At 47.1% G+C, this 22,642-nt stretch carries 22 protein-coding genes; 3 read left to right on the top strand and 19 right to left on the bottom strand.

Going from position 1 to position 22,642, the window contains the following annotated elements:
* Positions 1-4 precede the first annotated feature (4 nt).
* Both AB4O35_RS14140 and AB4O35_RS14135 read left to right on the top strand, forming a co-directional pair.
* Entirely contained in the window at positions 5-934 is a 930-nt protein-coding gene (locus AB4O35_RS14140) for an NAD-dependent epimerase/dehydratase family protein (RefSeq protein WP_083207094.1), read from the top strand.
* Positions 931-2,103: a DegT/DnrJ/EryC1/StrS family aminotransferase gene (locus AB4O35_RS14135; RefSeq protein WP_065945671.1), complete on the top strand. Its 1,173-nt coding sequence runs from the start codon at positions 931-933 to the stop codon at positions 2,101-2,103. Before AB4O35_RS14140 ends, AB4O35_RS14135 begins: the two co-directional genes overlap by 4 nt.
* 182 nt (positions 2,104-2,285) lie before the next feature.
* Here the strand turns inward: AB4O35_RS14135 and AB4O35_RS14130 are convergent, their stop codons facing one another.
* From AB4O35_RS14130 to AB4O35_RS14055, 16 genes are all read right to left on the bottom strand, one after another.
* Complete coding sequence (locus tag AB4O35_RS14130) at positions 2,286-4,280, bottom strand: polysaccharide biosynthesis protein (RefSeq protein WP_065945672.1); 1,995 nt, start codon at positions 4,278-4,280, stop codon at positions 2,286-2,288.
* A 100-nt stretch (positions 4,281-4,380) separates the two neighbouring features.
* Positions 4,381-5,400 carry an MraY family glycosyltransferase gene (locus AB4O35_RS14125; protein ID WP_065945673.1) on the bottom strand — a complete coding sequence of 340 codons (1,020 nt, stop codon included), beginning with the start codon at positions 5,398-5,400 and terminating at the stop codon, positions 4,381-4,383.
* A 41-nt stretch (positions 5,401-5,441) separates the two neighbouring features.
* Positions 5,442-6,398 (bottom strand): NAD-dependent epimerase/dehydratase family protein, encoded by a 957-nt coding sequence (locus tag AB4O35_RS14120; protein WP_065910415.1) that lies wholly within the window; start codon positions 6,396-6,398, stop codon positions 5,442-5,444.
* Between the two features lies 1 nt (position 6,399).
* Positions 6,400-7,500 (bottom strand): glycosyltransferase family 4 protein, encoded by a 1,101-nt coding sequence (locus AB4O35_RS14115; protein WP_065945674.1) that lies wholly within the window; start codon positions 7,498-7,500, stop codon positions 6,400-6,402.
* Positions 7,497-8,528, bottom strand: a complete 1,032-nt coding sequence (galE, locus tag AB4O35_RS14110; RefSeq protein WP_083207095.1) for a UDP-glucose 4-epimerase GalE — start codon at positions 8,526-8,528, stop codon at positions 7,497-7,499. The genes AB4O35_RS14115 and galE overlap by 4 nt, the downstream gene beginning before the upstream one ends.
* A gap of 21 nt (positions 8,529-8,549) precedes the next feature.
* Positions 8,550-9,356, bottom strand: a complete 807-nt coding sequence (locus AB4O35_RS14105) for a glycosyltransferase (protein WP_175403009.1) — start codon at positions 9,354-9,356, stop codon at positions 8,550-8,552.
* Positions 9,322-10,731, bottom strand: coding sequence for a mannose-1-phosphate guanylyltransferase/mannose-6-phosphate isomerase (locus tag AB4O35_RS14100; protein ID WP_065945677.1), 1,410 nt, complete (start codon positions 10,729-10,731; stop codon positions 9,322-9,324). Before AB4O35_RS14100 ends, AB4O35_RS14105 begins: the two co-directional genes overlap by 35 nt.
* A 159-nt stretch (positions 10,732-10,890) precedes the next feature.
* The gene (locus AB4O35_RS14095) at positions 10,891-11,064 is read right to left on the bottom strand and encodes a hypothetical protein (RefSeq protein WP_175403010.1); all 174 of its coding nucleotides are present in this window, start codon (positions 11,062-11,064) and stop codon (positions 10,891-10,893) included.
* 106 nt (positions 11,065-11,170) lie between these two features.
* On the bottom strand, positions 11,171-12,034 hold the full coding sequence (locus AB4O35_RS14090; RefSeq protein ID WP_065945678.1) for an alpha-1,2-fucosyltransferase: 864 nt from the start codon (positions 12,032-12,034) through the stop codon (positions 11,171-11,173).
* Complete coding sequence (locus tag AB4O35_RS14085) at positions 12,031-12,504, bottom strand: hypothetical protein (protein WP_460149646.1); 474 nt, start codon at positions 12,502-12,504, stop codon at positions 12,031-12,033. The genes AB4O35_RS14090 and AB4O35_RS14085 overlap by 4 nt, the downstream gene beginning before the upstream one ends.
* 80 nt (positions 12,505-12,584) lie before the next feature.
* A complete protein-coding gene (locus AB4O35_RS14080) occupies positions 12,585-13,367 on the bottom strand; it encodes a hypothetical protein (protein WP_460149644.1) in 783 nt (260 codons plus the stop codon).
* The gene (locus tag AB4O35_RS14075) at positions 13,364-14,560 is read right to left on the bottom strand and encodes a glycosyltransferase family protein (protein ID WP_065945680.1); all 1,197 of its coding nucleotides are present in this window, start codon (positions 14,558-14,560) and stop codon (positions 13,364-13,366) included. The genes AB4O35_RS14080 and AB4O35_RS14075 overlap by 4 nt, the downstream gene beginning before the upstream one ends.
* A gap of 54 nt (positions 14,561-14,614) precedes the next feature.
* Entirely contained in the window at positions 14,615-15,883 is a 1,269-nt protein-coding gene (locus tag AB4O35_RS14070; protein ID WP_065945681.1) for an O-antigen translocase, read from the bottom strand.
* Entirely contained in the window at positions 15,883-17,010 is a 1,128-nt protein-coding gene (locus AB4O35_RS14065) for a DegT/DnrJ/EryC1/StrS family aminotransferase (protein ID WP_065945682.1), read from the bottom strand. The genes AB4O35_RS14070 and AB4O35_RS14065 overlap by 1 nt, the downstream gene beginning before the upstream one ends.
* Positions 17,007-17,471 (bottom strand): acyltransferase, encoded by a 465-nt coding sequence (locus AB4O35_RS14060; RefSeq protein ID WP_083207096.1) that lies wholly within the window; start codon positions 17,469-17,471, stop codon positions 17,007-17,009. Before AB4O35_RS14060 ends, AB4O35_RS14065 begins: the two co-directional genes overlap by 4 nt.
* The gene (locus AB4O35_RS14055) at positions 17,464-17,868 is read right to left on the bottom strand and encodes a sugar 3,4-ketoisomerase (protein WP_065945683.1); all 405 of its coding nucleotides are present in this window, start codon (positions 17,866-17,868) and stop codon (positions 17,464-17,466) included. Before AB4O35_RS14055 ends, AB4O35_RS14060 begins: the two co-directional genes overlap by 8 nt.
* Positions 17,869-18,914: 1,046 nt before the next feature.
* On the opposite strand from AB4O35_RS14055, the gene AB4O35_RS14050 reads away from it, so the two are divergent.
* Positions 18,915-20,810, top strand: a complete 1,896-nt coding sequence (locus tag AB4O35_RS14050) for an acyltransferase family protein (protein WP_065945684.1) — start codon at positions 18,915-18,917, stop codon at positions 20,808-20,810.
* Between the two features lie 697 nt (positions 20,811-21,507).
* On the opposite strand, the gene AB4O35_RS14045 is transcribed toward AB4O35_RS14050, so the two are convergent.
* From AB4O35_RS14045 to AB4O35_RS14035, 3 genes are all read right to left on the bottom strand, one after another.
* Positions 21,508-21,750, bottom strand: a complete 243-nt coding sequence (locus tag AB4O35_RS14045; RefSeq protein ID WP_065945685.1) for a LapA family protein — start codon at positions 21,748-21,750, stop codon at positions 21,508-21,510.
* 25 nt (positions 21,751-21,775) lie between these two features.
* Complete coding sequence (gene ihfB / locus AB4O35_RS14040) at positions 21,776-22,072, bottom strand: integration host factor subunit beta (RefSeq protein ID WP_003189779.1); 297 nt, start codon at positions 22,070-22,072, stop codon at positions 21,776-21,778.
* A gap of 132 nt (positions 22,073-22,204) precedes the next feature.
* Positions 22,205-22,489, bottom strand: a complete 285-nt coding sequence (locus AB4O35_RS14035) for a hypothetical protein (protein WP_065874937.1) — start codon at positions 22,487-22,489, stop codon at positions 22,205-22,207.
* Between the last annotated feature and the right edge of the window lie 153 nt (positions 22,490-22,642).

The raw sequence follows: 22,642 nt of genomic DNA, 5'->3' as shown, positions 1-22,642 counted from the left end.
TTAGATGAAAAAAATACGAATCTTGTTGACCGGCGGCAGTGGCATGGTGGGGCGTAATCTCCTCGAACACTCCCGCATTGACGACTTTGAAGTGCTCGCCCCGCCAAGTACTGAGCTGAACCTGCTCGATTTCAAAGCAGTCCAGAGCTATCTAGAGCGCTCCCAGCCGAACTTGATAATTCATGCAGCGGGTAAAGTGGGTGGCATTCAAGCAAATATCAGAGAGCCCGTAAAGTTTCTGCTGGATAACCTCGATATGGGCCGCAATATCGTCTGGGCAGCTCGCATGGCTGGCGTAAAAAGTCTAATCAACCTGGGCAGTTCTTGCATGTACCCCCGTAATCATTCTGAGCCCCTCAGCGAAGACATGATCCTGAAGGGCGAGCTGGAACCAACCAATGAGGGATATGCATTAGCGAAAGTAACGACAGCACGCTTATGTGAATATATCACGCGAGAGGATACGAGCTTTCATTACAAGACCTTAATCCCATGCAACATCTTCGGTCGATTCGACAAGTTCGAACCTTCACACTCACATCTATTGCCTGCGATCATACATAAGATTCACTTAGCAAAGACAAATAATGATCCCAACGTGGAGATATGGGGCGACGGCAATGCAAGGCGTGAATTCATGTATGGTGGAGACCTCGCCGACTCTATCATACAGGCCGTAGACAAGTTCGATTCGCTGCCCCTGAATATGAACGTAGGCCTGGGACATGATCACTCTATCAACGAGTACTATCACGCCGCAGCAGCAGTGATGGACTACCGAGGCCAATTCATACATGACGTGACCAAGCCCGTTGGAATGGCGCGCAAACTAGTGAATATCGAGCGGCAGTCACTATGGGGTTGGAAACCACGTCATACCCTGCAAGAGGGCATTGAAAAAACCTATCGTTATTATCTGGAGCATCAACAATGAGTACTAGATTCCCTCTGGCTGCTTCTACATGGGAAAAAGAAGAGCTCGACGCGATGCAACGTGTCATTGCCACCGGCATGTTCACGATGGGCGAAAACGTCAAAGCATTTGAACAAGACTTCGCGCAGTTCGTAGGCAGCAAGCACTGCGTAATGGTTAACTCTGGCTCATCCGCAAACCTCCTGATCGTTGCCGCCCTTTTTTATACTAAAAATGCGGACTTGAAACTCAAGCGCGGCGATGAAATCATCGTTCCCGCCGTATCATGGAGCACTACCTACTACCCGCTTTATCAATACGGCCTGAAAATAAAGTTTGTTGATATCGATCTTCACACTTTGAATTACGATCTGGAACAGCTGGAACTAGCAGTCACTGATAAGACCCGAGCCATTATGGCCGTAAACCTTCTCGGCAATCCGAACGATTTCGGGCGCATTCAAGAGATTATCGGGGACCGCAAGATTGTTCTGATCGAAGATAACTGCGAGTCGATGGGAGCAACTTACAACGGCAAACAAGCTGGTACCTTCGGCGTCATGGGTAGTTTCAGCTCCTTTTTCAGTCATCACATTTCGACGATGGAAGGTGGCCTGATAGTCACCGACGACGAAGAGCTCTATCAAATCTTGCTCTCTCTGCGCGCTCATGGCTGGACCCGAAACCTGCCCAAGCAAAACTTGGTCTGCAGCGAAAAAAGTGACGACCCATTCGAAGAGTCGTTCCGCTTCGTTTTACCTGGCTACAATGTTCGACCGCTGGAACTCGAAGGCGCGTTGGGTGTAGAACAAGTCAAGCGTCTTCCAAAACTCATTCAGGAACGGCGTAAAAACGGTGCTCTGCTACAAGCAGAAATGGCAGATCACCCGGACATCATCATTCAACAAGAGATTGGCAAGTCCAGTTGGTTTGGTTTCAGTCTAGTAATACGACCTGAAAGCAAGCTGACGCGCAAGGCGCTCGTTGAAAAGCTGAACAGCCTCGGATTTGAATGTCGCCCGATTGTGGCCGGAAACTTCGCCAAAAACGAAGTTGTAAAATATTTTGACTCCGAGGTTCATGGGGAACTGAAGAATGCCGAACATATCGACAAATTCGGCCTGTTCATTGGGAATCATCACTACTCAATCTCGGAGGCGTTCTCACTGCTTAATAGCATCCGAGCCTGAGTTAGCTTTTAACACACAAGCATGGTAGGACGGAGCAGGAACTCACAGCGATAACAATATTAACTATCGCTTGTAGACTTCCCTGCTCCAACCATCTGTAAACTTGTATAAAGCGCCGACCGGATTCATCTGTCAACGAAGATACTGCAACACAATTCCACTAAGGCGTAAGCTGCCTAGGTTCAAGGTTCAAAACGGCGCTGCTGATAAATCCAATCAACAATCTCACCATCAGGCTTATACCCGCTTACTGTTTCACGTAACAGTTGACGAACGCGGGCATAGTCATCTTTGTCCACTGCAATGAGCAACTCAGACAATTTCTCTTTTAGCAACTCCCAAGACAGATAGTCCTCGTTGGCTCTCATAATCATGGGGTGCTGTGTTGCAATGACATTATCACCTATGAGCAACTCTTCGTAGAGTTTTTCACCCGGGCGCAAACCAGTGAACTCAATGGAAATATCTCCATGAGGTTTCTTCTCGGAGCGAACGCTAAAGCCTGAAAGATGAATCATCTTTTCGGCCAGTTCGACAATTTTTACTGGCGCTCCCATATCCAAAACAAAAACATCGCCGCCTTGTCCCAAGGAGCCTGCCTGGATCACCAACTGCGCGGCCTCGGGAATAGTCATGAAGTAACGCGTGATTTTCGGGTGGGTGACAGTGAGCGGGCCTCCCGACTTAATTTGCTTGTAAAACAACGGTATAACAGAGCCAGAAGATCCCAGAACGTTGCCAAAGCGCACCATCGTAAAACGCGTTTTGTTAACTCGTGAAATATTAGACTTCTCCCCGAACAATACAGGAGCCACCTCCTGGCTGAGAGCTTGCAAGGTCAACTCAGCCAAACGTTTTGTGCTTCCCATAACGTTGGTAGGGCGAACCGCTTTGTCAGTAGAGATAAGCACAAAGTTAGCGACCCCGACCTGCAAAGCCGCCTGAGCAGTGTTGAGCGTTCCGATCACATTATTTAACACCCCTTCCGCGATATTGTGCTCAACCATTGGTACATGCTTGTATGCAGCGGCATGATAGATTGTGTCAACGCGCCAGGTCCTCATAACATCTACTAACTTTTTCTCATCACGCACCGAGCCTAAAATCGGGAGCAATTTAACAGGCAACGATTCCCTCGCAATTCGCAACTCTAACTCGGACAAGATACTGTACAGATTGAATTCACTATGCTCGAACAATAAAAAGGTAGTTGGGCGTAAACTCAGTATTTGCCGACAGAGCTCGGAGCCGATTGACCCGCCTGCACCCGTGACCAATACGCAATGCCCCTTGATGCAGCGCTCCAACAAGTCCTCTTGCGCCGGCACTGCATCCCGCCCCAGTAGATCCGCGATGTCAACTTCCTGAATGTCATCAACTTTTACACGCCCACTGGCGAGATCCATAAACCCGGGAACACTGCGAACATGCAGAGGGAAACCTTCGAGAAACCCTAAAATTTCACGTCGACGACCGCGATTGGAAGAAGGAATTGCGAGTAAAATTTCTTGAGCACCTGTAGCCTCAATCATGCGCTGAATATGTTTGGGCTTATATACCTGCAACCCAGAAATTACGCGGTCGGAAATACTGGTGTCGTCGTCAATGAAAGCAACCGGGCGCATGACACGGCCCATCCGTAATGCAGCCACCAATTGGTTGCCAGCAGCGCCCGCACCATAGATCGCAACCCTGGGCAAACCATCCTCGCGACTAGTAAAGGGCATATGTTGCGCCGCCGAGAACCAATCACCGAGAAAGTACTGGCGCATTGCCAGTCGTAGTCCGCCGACCAATATCAAACTAAGCCACCAGTAGTTAAAAACGATAGATCTAGGAACTACGTTCTGGTGATTGCTATACCAATAGACAACTACGCCAAGAATGAGAGACGATAAACTGACAGCTTTGATAATGGCGATAAGTGCATCGTTACCAAAATAGCGCATAACGGCACGGTACATTCCAAATCGTACGAAAAGCGGGATGGCTACGATAGGTGCGCTCAAAAACAACCAAAAGTGCGTAGTAAACGGATTAACCAGCTCATCCAGCCCCAACCGCACCAAAAAAGCCATCCACAGCGCGATCCAAACCAGCAAAATGTCAGCAGCGACTTGTAGGATTCGCTTTTGCCTACGCGGGAGGCTCAGCAAAAATGCTCTGATTTTATCCATAATTTCCAGCACCTTACGCAGCTATTGTTCTAGCACAACAGGCCATTGATTCCCTATTAACCGGGATACAGACCGTCATTCGAGAATTGATACATCTTGATTAAGAGGTGTAACTATCTGTCCCAGCCCGATACTTATAAGCTAAGACTATCAATGGTAGATAAGCAATAGCGACCCCCAGCAGACCGTTCAGCCTATACACAGATATACAGATCGCTATTGGCAACAGCCAAAATACATTGATGGCGGCAACAACTCCGGTCACCGTTAAATGATTGCCGGCCTTACGTGCCGCATGCTGGTAAGCATGACTTCGATGAGCCTCATACACGCGACGCCCCTGCAGCAAGCGAGAAAATAGCGTATAGGTTGCATCAACTATAAACACCCCTAAAAGAACCAACCATACCCAGAAGAAAAACGGTGCCTTCCAAGCAGCGTAAAGTGACAGAACGCCTAGCATCATTCCCAGAAAACCGCTACCTGCATCCCCCATAAAAATACGCGCTGGAGGGAAATTCCAGATGAGAAAGCCACTGACGGCCAGTGCCAGGAGTAACGGTGGTCCAATCAGAGCTGTAAAGCCAGTTAACCAGTAAACAATGCAGACTCCAACACACGCGCTTATAGCCTCTACGCTTGCAAGTCCATCTATACCATCCATAAAATTATATAGGTTCAACAACCACACAAGGTAGAAGGCAGACAAAATTACGCCGAACCATTGCAGATCAAACGCTGCCCCCCAGAACTCAAGCGGGGGAAGACCGCCCAGCCAATACAACGCCCACCCTGCACACAAGAAATGACCGAGCAGTCGCCAGCGAGCCGCAATATGACCGTGATCATCAAGAAAGCCAAGAGCTGCAACGCCCATACCTGCTCCGAGGATGCACCAAATTACGGGCCATTCCAAATACCCTGTCATACCGAAGATAGGAACGAACAGTAAAAAAGTCAGCACTATTGCGACTCCACCCCCTCTTGGCGTGGGAACTGTATGCGAACTGCGCGAATTAGGAACGTCGATCAGACTTCGACTAATGGCGTACCGGCGAATACCGCCAGTCAACACTGCGGACAAAAACACTGCGAGAGGGAATAAAAACCACACACTCATAAAAAAGGCACGTCCTTGGAGCTACGAAAAGTTAATTTGCATCATGACTTTATCGCCAGGAACTCGCGACCACATTTTTGTAGCGCAAGCTTGGGGCTTAATGGTGGGACCCATTCGAGCACAGAGTTGGCTTTACTTGAATCAATAACCAGAGATTCGCATAACTGAGTATACATACCCTGCCTGCCAATCAGGCTGGCCCCCCACCGCATCAACACTGGTGGGCATGGAAGCAAACGGGCTTTCATGTCCATACCCACGGCCAGGTGTTTAATGATCTCCGGAGTTGACATTGCAACACCGTCAGAAATCAGAAATAGCTGGTTCGCAGCGGCTGGCTGAGTGATACAACAAAGCAAAAAATGCACCAGATTTTCTAGGGATATCATGCTTCTTGAGTTTTCCACCGCCGCAAGAGGCAAAGGCAAGCCCGATGATACCAATTTAAGCAGTCGCCCAAAGTTTCCCGGAGCCTGGGCGCCATAGACGAGCGGGGGCCTAACAATTACCCACTCCATCGCAGAGCCTTGAGCAATCTGGCGTAATGCCTGCTCAGCCTCAAGCTTGGAAACGGCATAGTCTGCATGAGGCGCGGGAGTTGAATCCTCCCTGAATGCTTTACCTAGGGTTTGAGCACCATTGACCCCAATCGAACTGATAAGGACAAATCGTTTCACTCCAGCCTCACGTGCTTGCTCGGCGAGCCTCCTGGTTCCCTCAAGATTTACGGCTCTGAACTTTGCAAGTGCGCCCGCATGTGCCTCGCCTACGACATGCGCCCTACCGGCCAGATGGACGACTACGTCTACATCTTTAAGCGCGCTTCCCCGATTAGCAGCCTCGCTGATGTCGCCAATGACTACAACATCAACGTGTGGCTCTCCGTAACTCTGGGCGTTGCGTAGTGCGGCGACTACATCAATGCAGTCAAAATCTACGCATGCTCGAATTAACCCGCGCCCAACAAATCCGGTGGCTCCCGTTACCAGAACACGCATATCACACCTTGATGACGTTTGAATAAACGTTGATTGTTCGCTGAAGCATCAACTCAAAAGTGAAATCACTAAAAAATCTTGATTTACCCGTGGCGCCCATCTTCGAACGCAAATCGTGCGAGCTGATCAAGGTGCTCAATGCGGAAACTAGGCCGTCATGATCATGCTTGTCCACCAATATTCCGGTCTCCTGCTGTGTCACCGCCTCTGGAACGCCGCCCACGCGCGACGCGATTACCGGCAGGCCAGAACGCATCGCTTCCAGTACCGTTAATGGCAATCCTTCCCAGTTCGAGATAAGGCAAAAGACGTCGGATTTAGACAACCGCTCGGAGACATCAGAACATGCCCCCGAGAATGAGATCTTATCTTCCAGATTCAATTCGGAAACAAGACGTTTAGCCTGCGGCATAGTAGGGCCGTCCCCCACAAACTCCATAGTCCAATTACGGCAAACCAGTGACGCTAATGCGCGGATTAAAAACAGATGATCTTTGGGTGCATCAAATCTTGCGACCATTATGAGCCGTATTACATCGGATGTTCCCGTGACAGGGGCTGTCTCTCTAACCGAAGGTATGCCGTTATGAATCGTGACAATCAAATCTGCATCACCTACACCTGACCTCAGCGCCAAAGAACGATCATAATCAGAGACAGTTATAATCTTGCTGGTCAGGTTCGAAACCGCACGCTCTATCCAACGATACAACATGCGTCGAGACGTTGATACGCCTTCGGTAAAAGCCCAACCATGTGCTGTAAAAACACACGGGATAGAAAGTTTTTTCGCAACCAAACGCCCTACTATTCCGGCCTTTGAAGAATGAGCATGAACAATATCCGGTTTCCATGCCAACACAATTCGCCGAAGCTCGAAATAAAAGCGAAAATCGCTGATCACATTCAACGGTCGGACCAGATGCGCCGCACAAATACACGTAAGCCCTCGCTCTCTGGCCCGGTCGACAAAAATACCGTGGCCGCCTACGACAACGACGACTTCATGCCCCGCGTCTTGAAGGCCGGTGGCAAGATCGAGAAGGTGAACGCTTGCCCCTCCGATAACATCAGAACGGGTAATAACATACAAAATTCTCAATTCTCTTCCTCCCGATCATAACCGCGAGGATTCAGAGTCTGCCAACGCCAGGAATCCCCAACCATTGCATACAAGTCCAATGACGCGGTCCATCCTAGATCTTCCTCTGCTTTGGACGGATCAGACCAGCACTCAGCCAAATCACCAGGACGACGTTTGAGGTATTGGAAGGGTATATCCATTTGGCTAATCGTGGAGAATGCCGTTATTACCTCCAAGACCGAATAGCCTCTCCCCGCTCCCAAATTCCACAAAAAACAACCATTATGTATGTCAAGATAATCCAAAGCAGACAAATGCCCCTTAGCCAAGTCCACGACATGGATGTAGTCCCTGATACCAGTACCATCGGGAGTAGGGTAGTCGTTACCGAAAACAGACACAGAGGGACGGAGACCAACAGCAACTTGGCTAATGTAAGGAAACAAATTATTAGGAGTGCCTTTGGGATGCTCCCCTATCAATCCGCTTGCATGAGCACCTACAGGATTGAAATAACGCAGAATTGCGATAGACCATTGGGAATCAGAATTAGCCAAATCAAGCAACATCTGCTCGACCATTAACTTAGAGCGCCCATAAGGATTGGTCGGGGCGGAGCTGCACGAGTCCTCCCGAAGCGGCATTTCACTGGACTCGCCATACACAGTCGCAGACGAACTGAATACCAACCTATAAACATTCATACTGGCCATGGTGCGGCAGAGCACAATCGAACCAAGTACGTTGTTATTATAATATTTTAAAGGATCCTCAACACTTTCGCCAACCGCCTTAACGCCAGCAAAATGAATTACAAAGTCAATCGAATAGGCACTAAATATTCTAGCAAGCAACTCACCATCGCAGATACTCCCCTCAAAGAATATAGGGCTGACACCTGTAATATCTTTGATTCTAACCAGTACTTCACTGGAACTATTACTGAGGTCGTCAAGGACCACTACTTGATAGCCACTCTGAAGACATTCTACAATTGCATGAGATCCAATGTATCCGGTCCCCCCAGTAACTAAAACTGTTTTCACGAAACCACCTCACACCGAAAACTATTTTTTCGACTTTAAAAAAACTTTAAATACAGACACAATGAGGCTGAGTAGCCTTTTAAAGCCAGGCTCAATGAGCAGCTCTCTTAAAAAATAAGATGCAACTTCTGCGTAGGCCTGACGACTGCCCTTCGATTGAAAGTCGGAAACTCTATAGTCAATCATTGGGAATGATGTGAACACACACTTTACATCTCTACGCTTAGCCAATCGCATCCAAAGATCATAATCCTCACTCTGAAAACCACCCAAGTATCCTCTCGCTGAAAGAATCAGATCTCTTCTGATTGCCGTTGCCGGATGTATAAAAGGGTTCGCAAATGCGAGTCTAGAACGCCAGTCGTGCTGTACCAGCACTCGGGATCCAACGACTTTACCGTCAGCATCAATTATTCGGCAGGAGCCAGCAACAATATCCGTTTCTGGGTCTTTTATAATAATATTGTAAGATTCCTCAAGCCTATCAATATGACAGACATCATCGCTGTCAAATCTGACTATAAACTTACCCCTCGCACTATTGACGCCCACGTTCAAATTAAACGACAACTGACCTATTTCTGTACGAAGCAATACAATTCGCGAATCCTGTATCGCGGCTACAGATTCATATAATTCGTCTGTACAACGATTCAGAACAATCACGAATTCGAAAAAACTGAAACTCTGCGCCAAGACACTTTGAATCGCCTGATGAATATAACCCTCATCGCGATTACAACACATTACAACACTAAAAAACGGCTCCTGTTTTTCATCGAAACCTCCCACTTCAGCACCGCCCGTAGTTATCTGAAAATCGGACAATATCATCCTCTCCTAGATAAGAACCCGACTGCACTTCGATAAGTTCCAGAGGTATGACACCTGGATTTTCCAGCGCATGGACACCGCCTATTGGGATATAGGTCGACTGATTTTCAGTCACCAGATAGGTCTTTTCCCCATTTGTGACCTTGGCCGTACCACTGACGACAATCCAATGTTCAGCGCGGTGGTGATGCATTTGGACTGAAAGCTTGTGCCCTGGCTTAACAGTTATTCTTTTCACCTGATAACGAAGACCACTATCAATAGCATCATAGATCCCCCAAGGCCTGTAGACTTCACGGTGAAATACGTGCTCCTTTCTACCGTCCGCCTTCAATTTTTCGACAATCTTTTTTACATCTTGAACATGATCTTTATGAGCTACAAGTAATGCGTCTTTGGTTTCGACAACGATAAGATCGTTAATACCGACCGTAGAAACCAAACGGCTCTCTGAATGAATATAACTGTTCGAAGTTCCGATTGAAATCACGTCTCCCGTCAGCACGTTGCCCTCTTCGGAACGAGTACCGGCTTCCCATAATGCCGCCCATGAACCGATGTCACTCCAATTCGCGTCAAGCGGAATCATGACAGCGTGCTGAGTCTTCTCCATCACTGCGTAGTCAATTGAGTTATCAGGGCATTGCAAGAATGCTTCGCGGTCGATTCGTGTGAAGTGCATGTCCCGCTGTCCTTTTGCCAGTGCCTCACGACACCAGAAAAGAATATCGGGTTCAAAGGTCTGCAACTCCTCCAAATAACGGCTGGCCCTGAACATGAACATGCCGCTGTTCCAATAATAACCGACGTTAGAAATGTAAACCTGAGCAGTTTCTGCATCAGGTTTCTCAACAAAACTAGCAACCTCAAACCCTCCATCCCCAACTGAGGGCCCCCGCAGCAAATAGCCGTAGCCGGTTTCAGGCCTCGTGGGCGTGATACCGAAGGAAACGAGCTTACCCGCTTCAGCAAATACTACCGCAGTGCGTATCCCATCATGAAAAGCTTCAATATTCTGGATAAGATGATCAGCAGCCAGCACAAGCATTAGAGGATCAGAGCCTTCAGCCGTCGCCTGAAGCGCCGCCAAGGCAATCGCGGGAGCGGTGTTGCGGCCCACGGGCTCAAGCAGGATATTAATTTCCTCAAGACCAAGCAGACGTAATTGCTCCGCCGCCAAAAAACGATGCTCCTCATTGCAAATCAATTGTGGCGAGGCATGGGTCAAGCCATCCAAACGATTGATTGTGGCTTGCAGCATAGAAAACTGGCTATCTACCAATGGAAGAAACTGTTTTGGATGAAGCTCGCGAGACAACGGCCACAAGCGAGTGCCCGAACCACCCGCCATGATAATTGGAACAAACATAATATCGTCCTTTGATTACCTTCGAAGAGGCCTATGACGCCTATTCGAAACCGAACAGCGTGGTGAGATGCGAATTTACAGGATGCATGCCAAATGTCACTGTTCAGCAAAAATCTCTAAAGCTTTTTAAGTGAATGGGGAGGCAATGCGAGTCACCTATTATGCGAGTATGGTGGCGGTTTTCAAGCAGCAGTTCTGGCCCTGCGTTTTCTCAGCCAGACAATGCTCAGCTGCCTTGCCTAAGCTGGCCATCGTGAATGCGTCAAAACTGATTTCAGCAGCATTAAAAAATGCAATCGCGATAACGAAGACCTGTGACTCAATCGCCAGCATTTAACCTCGCAGTGCCGCAAAGCCGTACACAAAGACAATGGCAACCTGGCCACACAAAACATCTCCCACCCCTCTCAAAAACCTCATGAATCAAACTAAACTGACATTACTCGCCTAAAATATAATTCCAGCCAATTAGCTTATTACTTGCTTCAGTTTGAAATGACAGATTCAAGTCCGGCATATAAACCAGCGGATCACTGTTAAAACTTAAAAAAGCAGCCCACCAAGCAAAAGTACTCGCACCGATAATGTAATCCTTACAACAAATCAAGCTTAAAAAATCGGCGATTGCAGGTTTCACTTCAGTCCCAAGCAATCCACAAATCTTAAAATCCTGTCCTTTGAATACCTTCTCGCACCACTCTTTATCATCTGTGAATATTACAAAGCGGCGCCCTTCGAAACGCTCAATAGCTCTGAAATAAAACTCTTCGCCCATCACTGCATGGCGAGGATCCGTAGATAATAAGAAGTCACCTCGGCGAACGTGAACACCAATACTGTCAGAGTATAGCTCTCTACCCTTAACGAGCAACGCCGCATGTTTATCAAGTATCAGCGAGAGAAGTTCTTCACGAAAAAACAAAGCGCTTTGAACGTACTGAAAATAACCAAAATGAAACTTTGAACTTACAGCATTACGCGAATGATCAAAATCCGTATCTGCATCATAATCATAGAGAAGATACCCGCCCAACTTACGTACTCGTAACTTTCTGGCGACTAACCGGGCCGCTTTAGCAACAATGCTTTTTTTAAAAAAAATACAGCTTTCGCACGTTTCGTTATGATCAAACTCAATCAAATCTGATAAACGAATTCCACCATGAATACCTTTACCGAGCAGCATTTTGCTATCGTATGAAACGCTACCCCCTGAAACAGACTTTACATACTGACCCCACGCAAACTGAAATAGCTGATTACCCAACCCACCTTGAAGCATTACGTTAATATGCAGGCTCACCTAGATACTCCGCGATATTTATTTACGTTCGCCAAGACAACCCCAATGATCACTAGCGCTATAGAAACCTGTAAAAACTTTAGTAAAAATTCATGCATGTTAGAGCGAGAAAAATACACAAGATTTGGCAAAACTGACAATACCAAAAAGATAACCCCTCCATGATTTCCAGGAGCAGTACGATTTTCTTTATATATTGCGACCACCCAGTCCAATGTGCGCACCAAACACCCAAGAAGTAGACACCACAATAGATAGAACAACCATCCTTGATAGTAAGCCTCAGCAAAGAAACTTGTAGAAAAACCGCCACTGGCAAAGTTTATACTACGGGCCTGATCAACGCATATGCCAAACGACTGATCCGTAGATTTCAAACAATGAGTCACTGCACTATCAAAATTTACTGCCCCATATAAAACTTCGAACGATGCGCCCTGCCCGTGCAGTGTTTGAGATATCTTAGCCATTACACCACTGGCGACCTCAAACCCTAACCTGTACTCAAGCAACATATTGGCAAAAATCAGTGATCCTATTCCCAACGCCATTAAGAAAAATAGTTTATCTGTCGTTCCAACCCATAAACAAATACGAATAAAAACAAATATGCAAAAAAATACCCTCGAAGACCGATCATTAAAAAGCCTAGAGCGAAAAACACCCAGACAAATGAAATAATCAATAATCGATTAGAGTCCCTTCCAAAAACTCCCCACAACAACAGAAGATTTTTTGCGATAAAAAAAGTAAAAATATGCGCATGAAATTCAGGATTTTCCAGTGCAGCAAAATAATCCCCAACCATATATTTTTGAGCCAGGATGAAAGACTTAGCTAAAAAGTACGTCCCACTGCATAAGGCAAAAAATATAACTACACCATTGACTAGTCGAGGCATAGCTAGAACTGGAATTTTTACCAGCCCCCTTGCCAATTTCAAACTTACCCCCTGAGTCACGAGGTACCCAAAAGCAATGAATATAAACCCCAGCGCCAGTATAACGATTGATTTACTTACAGAACTTTCACCTAAAACTATCCCAGCTTCTACGACATCCTTATCAAAAAACAACGTCAAAAATGGACGAGCCCACATGAAAAAAAATATTGAGATCGATACAAGCGAAGGAATACTTAACGCGCCCTTATAATTTCCTTGAAAGCAAAAATGGCCAAGAAGCAGTGTGATAGAGACTAGAAACATGTTGAATAAAAAGCCACCAATATAACTACCTTCCTCGCCCAACGTCAAAGCTACAAATAGAGTCAAAATAAAATTAAACAACAAAAACAAGCCAAATATAAGCTCACTTCTCTTGACCAAAATCATAAAGACCGCCTCAACACTATTTTGATGGCTGCCTTCAACCTATTCAGTACAAATAGTTCGAAAGACTTTACATATATCATGATTGAAGGGATGCTTTTACACGCCACGTCATTCATTTTTCTAAAAACCAATTCAGCCTCAAAAAGCTTCGAATACTCATGTGCCGCGCGTGATATCTCATCTGCACTTCCGACAAACTGCTCCATTAGCACATCCATGGAGTTAGATTGTTGTACTGGCTTTACACCCGCATAACTTAACTCGCCCAATGAATAGCCTTTAGACTCTGACACCCATCGGTAAGGCGGTACCTGTGAATCGTCCCTACGCGCCCTGGGAGGAACTACTATAGTAGGGACTTTATTTTTGGCAGCCTCCAAAGAAGAGGTCCCCATAGCAAACATAAGATCAATATTCTCGCGGACAAATCCACTAAGGTTGTCTTTATCAATGGACGGAATGAGATGATATTCCATACTTGAGTCAGAATTAATAAGCTCCTTCAAAGCATCAATAGCGTCGCCACTACCAACAATATAAAACACAATCCTGTTGTATCGCCTTAGCACCCCCTCCCTCAAAGAGCGTATATCAGTTATAACTCGCTCTAGGGCATAAAACTTAAAATCCATATCAACTCGGCCAACCCAACCAACTCGAAGAACACCTGCCGGGGCACAGTATTCGAAATTCGCAGCCGGGCTTTTGTCTATTACAATTGGGCAAATTATATCCTGTATATCTTTGTTAATCGCCAAAGCACCAAGATCAGCATAGGCTCCGACTTCATCAGTAAATACTATAGATTCATATTTTATAAATGTAGCAAGTGATTGCCTCGCCCTTCCTTTTAAAGCCTCAATCACCTTGACTCTGAGTCCCTTGGTACTATTGTGCTGGGAATATTCTTCGTTAGCTATGGATAAGTACGCGCCGCGAAATGCTGCATACCCCATGCACCATACGCAGATGTGTTTAAACTTTACGGATGTTGCTGCAAAAAGCCAGAGCCGACTTATCTCGGAGGTTGGAAGAAAGACAATATCGTATTCCTTCAGTTTCGCTGTATCGGCAGGTGTGACTACGTCAACGTCGTATTGGTTGAACTTCAACCAACTACTGAGGCGTGCGAGGAGGAAATCCGTCCCTCCGAAGCGGCCCTGAGTTAAGATCAATACCGTACCCTTCACCACGATTCACTACTCCGGCTTTACTCAAAAAGCTCTCAACTATACTAACAACTGACTTTAATTTTCTGTAAAGGCTTGCTGCCCAACCAGTTTACGCCACACAAAAAAAGCCATGACCAACCAGTAAAGTAGATAATTCACTGCATGCGCTATTGCAACACCTTGAAATCCGAGCAGGTTAGTAAACACCCAAGTAAAAACAACAAAGCCAACTGCGAAAATAACTTCTGAAAAGATAAAAAGTTTTACCATAGCCTTACCTAGCATAAGATAAGCCAATATCCAGCCACCTATCTTCAAGGTATCCCCAAGCATCTGCCAGGCAAACAACTCGCGCATCGGTAAAAAATCTTTTGTAAACAACGTAACAATTATAAAGTCTTTCATAAAATAAATAATTAACGCACTCAAAATAGCTATCGGTAAAATAATCCGATAGCCCTGCAGCACTTCGAGCTTTATTTCACTGGCGCTTTTGAGTTCGGACAACCTCGGAAGGTAATACACGCTCAACGTCGTCGTCACGAGCATTAAATAAGCCGCACTCAAACGCCACATCGCCTCCCAATAGCCGGCAGTCTGTAAGCCGAATGTGTTACTAAGGTATTCACGCACGACCATGTGACTGACGGGAACGCACGCAGCCGAAGTGAACGCCATCAGCGCATATTTACTCAGGTTTAATATAACGGGCACATCAATGCCCGAAAAAAAATATGCAAGCTTGAACCACGGTGCCCTGTAGCAAAGCACAAGCGTTACTATAAACGCGATTGACTGATAAACTGCAAGAGCAACTAGAGCGCCATATAATCCAAAATTCATGGCCATAAACGAGGTAATCACTAGGGAAAATAAACTTCCCGCTATGTTAGCAATCACATACCGCTCTATTTCTTTCTTGCCATTCAACACAGCCAAGAGAAGTGTATTAAATGAGAAAAAAACCAGAGCGGCTGCAAAACATATAAATACACCTCCGTACTCTTCGCTGTTTAAAAACCATTTAGCCAACACTTCATTGCACGCGACGATGATAATCGCACTCAATAAAGAGCCCACCAAGGCAACTGTCCCCGCAGTTCCCCACACTCTGCGCTGTGCTAAATGGTCATTCACGTGCTCGGCAGTATACTTGGTGACGCCGGTATTAATAGCGCCACTCGCAAAGGTTGTAATCATTTGCATGGCGTTCTGAAACTGCCCCAGCGCCGCATAACCATTAGGCCCGACATAAACAGCGAGGACTTTGTTGAGCCCCAAGAGAGTCAACATCTTTATCGTGACAGCAATACTGTTCAACAGCCCCGTTTTTATCAGTGTCATCAGCAGGTGCCGACACTAAAGCTATTACAGGCTAACACAACTTTCTGCGCCTCTTCCGAAGTCATCGTAGGCCCCAGGGGCAAACTTAGCACTTCATGATGGATGGCTTCCGTAATGGGTAAAGACAATGCTGACAATTCTGCATACGCTTTTTGTTTATGAATCGGAATTGGGTAATGAATCAACGTTTGAACCCCCTTATCTTGCAGGTGCTTTTGAAGTGCCTCGCGATGAGTTGTTCGAATAACGAACAAGTGCCACACGTGCGCCTCAAATTCCATAACTTGGGTACCCGTAGACACTGGCAAGGTTATCTGGGTGTTCTTTATACCCTGCAAATATGTTTGTACAATTTCACGACGCCGTGTTACTTGCGCGTCCAAGTACTTTATTTTTACAGATAGCACCGCAGCCTGGATTTCATCCAGGCGACTATTTACACCTCGATATAGATTCTGGTACTTCTCATGCGATCCGTAATTTCGAAGAGCACGTAGTACCTGAGCTAGCTCCTCATCATCAGTCGTGATGGCTCCAGCATCACCGAGCGCTCCCAAGTTTTTTCCAGGATAAAAGCTAAAACCTGATGCGTCTCCCCAAGCACCTGCCCTTCTCCCATTATGGCTTGCACCATGCGATTGGGCGGAATCCTCCAGCACCAAGAGCCCATGCTTTTCAGCGATTGAAATCAAAGCAGGCATATCACTAAGCAGCCCGTAAAGGTGCACAGGTAAAAGAACCTTAGTTCTCGAGGTGATCGCTTGCTCAACATTGTTGACATTCAAGTTATACGTCACCGGATCGGGCTCAACCAAAACCGGGACCAGACCATTTTCAGTGATAGCGAGAACACTTGCTATATAAGTGTTAGCGGGAACAATTACTTCGTCACCATCGCGAAGACGGCCCAGCTCCTTCCAGGCTCGTAACGTCAAACTTAGCGCATCAAGACCATTAGCGACGCCCACACAGTGTTTGACCCCACAATACTGCGCGAACGCTTGCTCAAAGCGCTGTAGCTCCTCTCCCCCAATATACCAACCGGAATCAATAACACGGGCGCAAGCGTCCAATAATTCATTACGCACTTCGTGGTTGATCGCTTTCAGATCTAAAAACTTAATCATACTGTCAGATACCGAATTATTTTGGCTGGATTTCCAACGACTACTGAAAAATCAGGAACATCTTTAGTCACGACAGCTCCTGCGCCTACCATCGCGGAGCGACCAACTGTAATTCCTGGGAGAATCGTTGCATTCGCTCCAATACTGGCGCCAAACTTAACGGTAATCCCTTCAAACTTTCCTGGATACACTTTCGAACGAGGCATTGAATCATTGGTAAATGTGGCATTCGGCCCTATAAATACGTTATCTTCTATACGAGTACCATCCCACAAATACACACCCGACTTCAAAGTAACATTATCACCAATAATAACGTCACCTTCGACTAGGGTATGGGCGCACAAGTTACAGCCTTTACCAATGATCGCCCCCTCCAGCACAACACAAAATTGCCATATACGTGTTCCCTCGCCAATATCTTGACTTTTTACATCTGCAAGCTCATGTATTTTAGGCATGATTCAAAAGCCCTATGAACTCTGGGTAACTCCGAATATAGTCCTGCTCATCATAATAATCACTGGCCAATACTAGAAGAACACAGTCCGCTGAAAAGTCATGCATTTCATGCCATATCATTTTATCTATGAATATCGCTTTGCTTGAGGTATCCAGAATAACTTCTTCAATTTTTAGCCCGTTATTCATCACCATACGACACTGGCCAGAGACACAGATAGCAGCCTGTCGAAGCTCTCGGTGCGCATGGAAGCCACGCGATACGCCTGGTCGCGTCCCCATCAGAAAATAAACGCGCTTAATGTCGAATGGGACATTTTTTTGCGCCTCTAGCACGACCAGCTGTCCACGCTCGTCACCTAGCACTTGCAGGTCGACCAAATCTACCAAACTCATTTAGTACCCCTCAGAATCACGATCCATGTCAAGTCGCCATCACGAGGCCTAACCGCATAGAAATATTTATTATTAGACCACGAAAGGCTCTATATACCAAAAACCAACGCGATGAATCTCCCGATACGTCGCTCCCTCCTTTCCGTCGAGATCTGCTGAGATCCTCTTTCGTGCCGGCGTCGCCTGAAACGCACGGTGACCGCAGTAGCTCGATAGTAAATTCGCCCGTTCTCTATGGCGCATAGGATCGCCTCACCCACGATTTTCTTGTGTCATGTGTCGTCCGGCACAACAGACCTTGAGAATGAGGGACGATTAGCTCTGCCTCAAGAGCGGCAATCTCCCCAGTGCAAACGGCCAAAGCAACTAGCGCAACAGAGTCTCAATGAGAAGTACGGCGCGATGGTCGCTTGCGGGATTGCGCGCTAGCAAACAAACTCACAACGCCTGATGGCGACCTACTGGATACGCTTCGCTAACAATCTGAATCACTTGAATGCCCCATCGGGGGGGACGGTTGTGGCAAATCGGCTGTTAGGCTTTGTACTAGGTAATACCTTAGACAACCCGTGGCATTGGTCAGCGAAACCATCGCCAGTGAGTTTTTTGCGAGTTTGACGAAGCACGCAACGATACGACATCCTTCAGCCAACCAAACACAAGATCGACGGGTTTCGGTCCCTGCGTGTGCCTTTAGAACCGCGAAGCGTATCAGGTCCATGCCGACCGACACATTCCCTCCGAACAGAGCCGCTGCGGAGCCGTTAGAAAAACCTTCTCGAGGTTTCAATCGGAGCGGGTGTTCAATCTCATCGGCTGGAGCTCTAAGGTGAGTCGTGACATCGGAAAGAAAGACAATGGCTACCCAACACAGACGCAAAAAAATCCAAAGAAGTCAAGCGTTGTAACTTTGGTGAGTACGAGGCTGCGGTAGAAAGAAATCCTGTAATATCTCGCCCGCGACCAGTCTGGGAGTCAGCCGCCCCCCCCCAAAAAAAATACCAAGTCAAATGCCTCGTGAAAAGACAGTCATCGGATAGCGAATAATGGATTTTAGAAAAGATATAAATGGTTTAAGAGCGCTAGCTGTACTGGCTGTCGTCATTTACCACTTCAATGCGTTATGGATGCCGGGCGGGTTTGCTGGGGTAGATGTGTTCTTTGTTATCTCTGGCTATTTGATGACGGCGATTATTTGCCGTGGGTTGAGTGGCGATGATTTCAGTTTGGTTCGTTTCTATATTGCGCGGGCTAAGCGGATCATTCCCGTCCTAGCTGTTATGTGCCTTGCGTTAATGGTGTTTGGTTGGTTCAACTTATTAGCAACTGAATACAAACAATTGGCACAACACGCTTATAGTAGCCTTGCATTTTATTCGAACATAGTTTATTTGAAGCAAGTCGGATATTTTGCCGCAAGTACGAATGAGAATTGGCTGCTTCACACCTGGTCGCTTTCTGTTGAGTGGCAGTTCTATATTATCTATCCAATTGTATTGCTAGTCCTGAGTAAATTATTTGGAATCAAGGCTATCCGTTGGTTTTTGCTGGCGGCGGTTTGGATTGGTTTTATTTACTCGCTCATACTTTCTCCACGGTACCCAGAACAAGCGTTTTATCTGCTGAAAGCCCGCGCCTGGGAGCTTTGCGCCGGTGGACTTGCGTTCCTGTTCCCTCTCGCATTGAACAAAGCCAAAAGCCGTCTCCTCGAATGGGCAGGGTTAGCGCTAATCCTGTCTGGCTATATCGTGATATCAAAAACTACGACTTGGCCCGGCTATTACGCGCTCATGCCGGTCATGGGAACGATGATGGTAATCCTCGCCAATAGAAAGACTTCTCGGTTGACCGGTAATTGGGTGTTTCAGCGCGTAGGCTTGTACTCGTACTCGATTTACATTTGGCACTGGCCTGTCATGGTCTACATGACTTATTCGGGGCAGCTCAATAGTTTTTCCGGTGCTTTGATAGGCATCGTTATTTCACTGGCATTCGGTTATGCATCCTATGAATTGATTGAGCGTAAGAGGGGAGAATCTAAGAGCGGTGCTCGTTCTTTGGCTTGGAGTGGCGGTTTCGTAAGTCTCGTGTTACTCAGTGTTTTCGTTTTTAAATCCGATGGCCTCAACTCGGATATAAGAGGTGAGAACATCACTGAGAAAACAAAATTCGTGGATAGTTATGCAGCGCTGCATAAGAATCTTGGTGAGGCATACTGGCTTAAATGCAACTCTTATGAAGTATTTGCCGCTACAGGCGCAAAAAATATTGATGCTTCTTGCACTGAAAAGAAGGGGGCAGGTGGTGTCTTTCTCTGGGGAGACTCCCACGCTGAAGCACTCTCCTTTGGAATTCGGAGCAATTTACCTGCCGGCATTCCTTTCTACCAAGTCACCTCATCTGCTTGTGGAGCTACTCTCGACCAAAACAAGTCGCCTGTGGCGTTCCGGGCAACCTGTAATGCATCCAATGCATTTGCACTACAGGAAATTGCTCGGATCCGACCTGAGATGGTGGTGATGGCTCAACAGAATTCTCACGAGCTTACGGATTGGAATGAAATTGCTCAACATCTCAAGACGCTGGGAGTTAAGAAGGTCGTTCTGGTCGGGCCTGCACCCCAATGGCAACCGTCCTTGCCACTGGTGATCACTAAGCGTCACTGGAACTCTGCTGACAGTCAGATCATCGATCAGGGGCTGGATCAACGGATCCTCAAAACTGACGCACTACTCAAAGAAAAACTCGATCCGAGGATGATTGACTACATTTCTGTTATCGATGGTGTATGTGAGGGCATGGCCTGCCTGGCCAAGGTCGATGACGGGAAGTCGCTAATGGCGGTAGACTACGGTCATCTGACCCCTTCGGCGTCCTTGTACGTAGGGCGAACGATTCTTGCCCCGAGGCTAAAGCAATTACTGCACCCCTCTGACAGCTGAATAAATTTTGTAAGCAAACCCCGCACTCGCCGGTTTTCTTTTCATCTGGAGAAAATCATGGGGCCAGCCGAAGCACAGTTTCCACGCACCATACCCAGCGCCGCCGCCGAACGAAGTTCTTGTATCCGCAAAATATAGCCAGGCGGCTTTCATTGAACAAGCAGGCCATAAATCCTGCCAGTTGCAGTGCGCGAACTAAGGAGCGATCAATACTTCAGCAAATACGAAAACGGCACGCTGACTGCCAATCGGACAACACCTCCGCCGCGGATAGTGTCGAGGCTGTGGGCTGATTCAGGTCACGAGCCATAAAATCTACCTCAGGTTCAGCCAGCACTGTTTGGCGATGAGCGACTACTGCGCAAACCAGATCTACTGGAACTACAAGCTGGCGCCATTCCATTCGACGGCTTCGCCCGACGCTGAAGTCAATCTCAGAAGTACCAATGCATGGCTGTTTGGGCCACAATTTGTAAGTGCCGAAGACGATCCAGCATCTGCCAGTCGCGATCAAGCATTTATGATTGAAGAGTGGGTATTTAAGGGGAAGGAATGTGTTTAGACGAGCCAGCGATCGTTAGCAACCCCAAATTTACGCGACCGTTAACTGAACCCGAAAAAACTATATAGAAGAAAAGCAGGGCTTACTGATAAACAGTTATGCAGCCACTTATCGATTTTCAGTAAACGTGATTCTTTAACTCCGTCCAGTGGGGATCGACCTAGGCCGCCGATTGCGCAACAAAACCATTAACAACGGCCCGAAAAACATCCCAACAACCAACGCCATCACCACGAACACCGAGGCTGGCATCTGCCCTGTACCAAACCCTAGGAATGAGAGAGAGACTTCCTGTTGGTTCTCCAAGACAAATGCTAACACCACTAGTGCAACAACCAGCACCATCAGCACAGCAACAACGCGCTTAACCCTACTCATAACCTTCTCCTACCCCAAAAAACACTCAGACGCCTTCTTCCTCCTCTTCATTCACCCGATCCCGCAACTCCTTCCCCGGCTTGAAATGAGGCACAAACTTCCCATCCAGACTCACAGACTGCCCGGTCTTAGGATTCCGCCCTACCCGCGGTGCGCGGTAGTGCAGCGAAAAGCTCCCAAACCCACGAATCTCAATCCGATCACCCGTCGCCAGGCACTGGGACATTTGCTCGAGCATGGTCTTGATAGCCAGCTCCACATCCTTGGATGAGAGCAGCCCTTGATGGGTGACAATTCGTTCGATCAACTCCGACTTCGTCATATTTTTCCCTTCTTTTTCAAGCAGCTAGGAAAAGCGCTTCGAAGGTTTTAGCATGACTTGATGAATTTGAACAGCCCATGGATAAACTTATCTGCTGGTTAAATAAACACCTGCGTGAAACACGTAACCGCCTCAATTGCAGATGACGAGCATCTTGCGAGTCACCGCGCCAGCAGGGTTCCAGCCGAATAGGTAGTCGCCCTCTTCGTCCTTGGCATCACTGGACTTGGTGATGACCTTGTAGCCCTGCATCTTGCACTCTCTGGCCGCGCGCTTCTCGCACTTGCTCCAGTTGTTGCCCAGGCCCGAACAATCGATCTCGATGCCGCTGACGCCTCGCTTGGCGTGGGTCTTGGCGCTGGTGGCGGTACAGCCTGCAAGCATTACCACTGCGAATATTAAGATAAGCCTGTTCATTCAAATCCTTATTGAAGCCGCAACACGCGAACCACTTTTCCTATGACTATAGTCACTTCTGACACTGAGCTGAGCAGCTTGGTTCTCGGTGTTGATTCAACAAATTTCAGGCACAAAAAAGGGCGACCGAAGTCGCCCTTTTTCTATGGTCTG

It is taken from the genome of Pseudomonas sp. H1_A03 (genome assembly GCF_054685145.1).
This window is presented reverse-complemented; position numbering and strand designations above follow the sequence as displayed.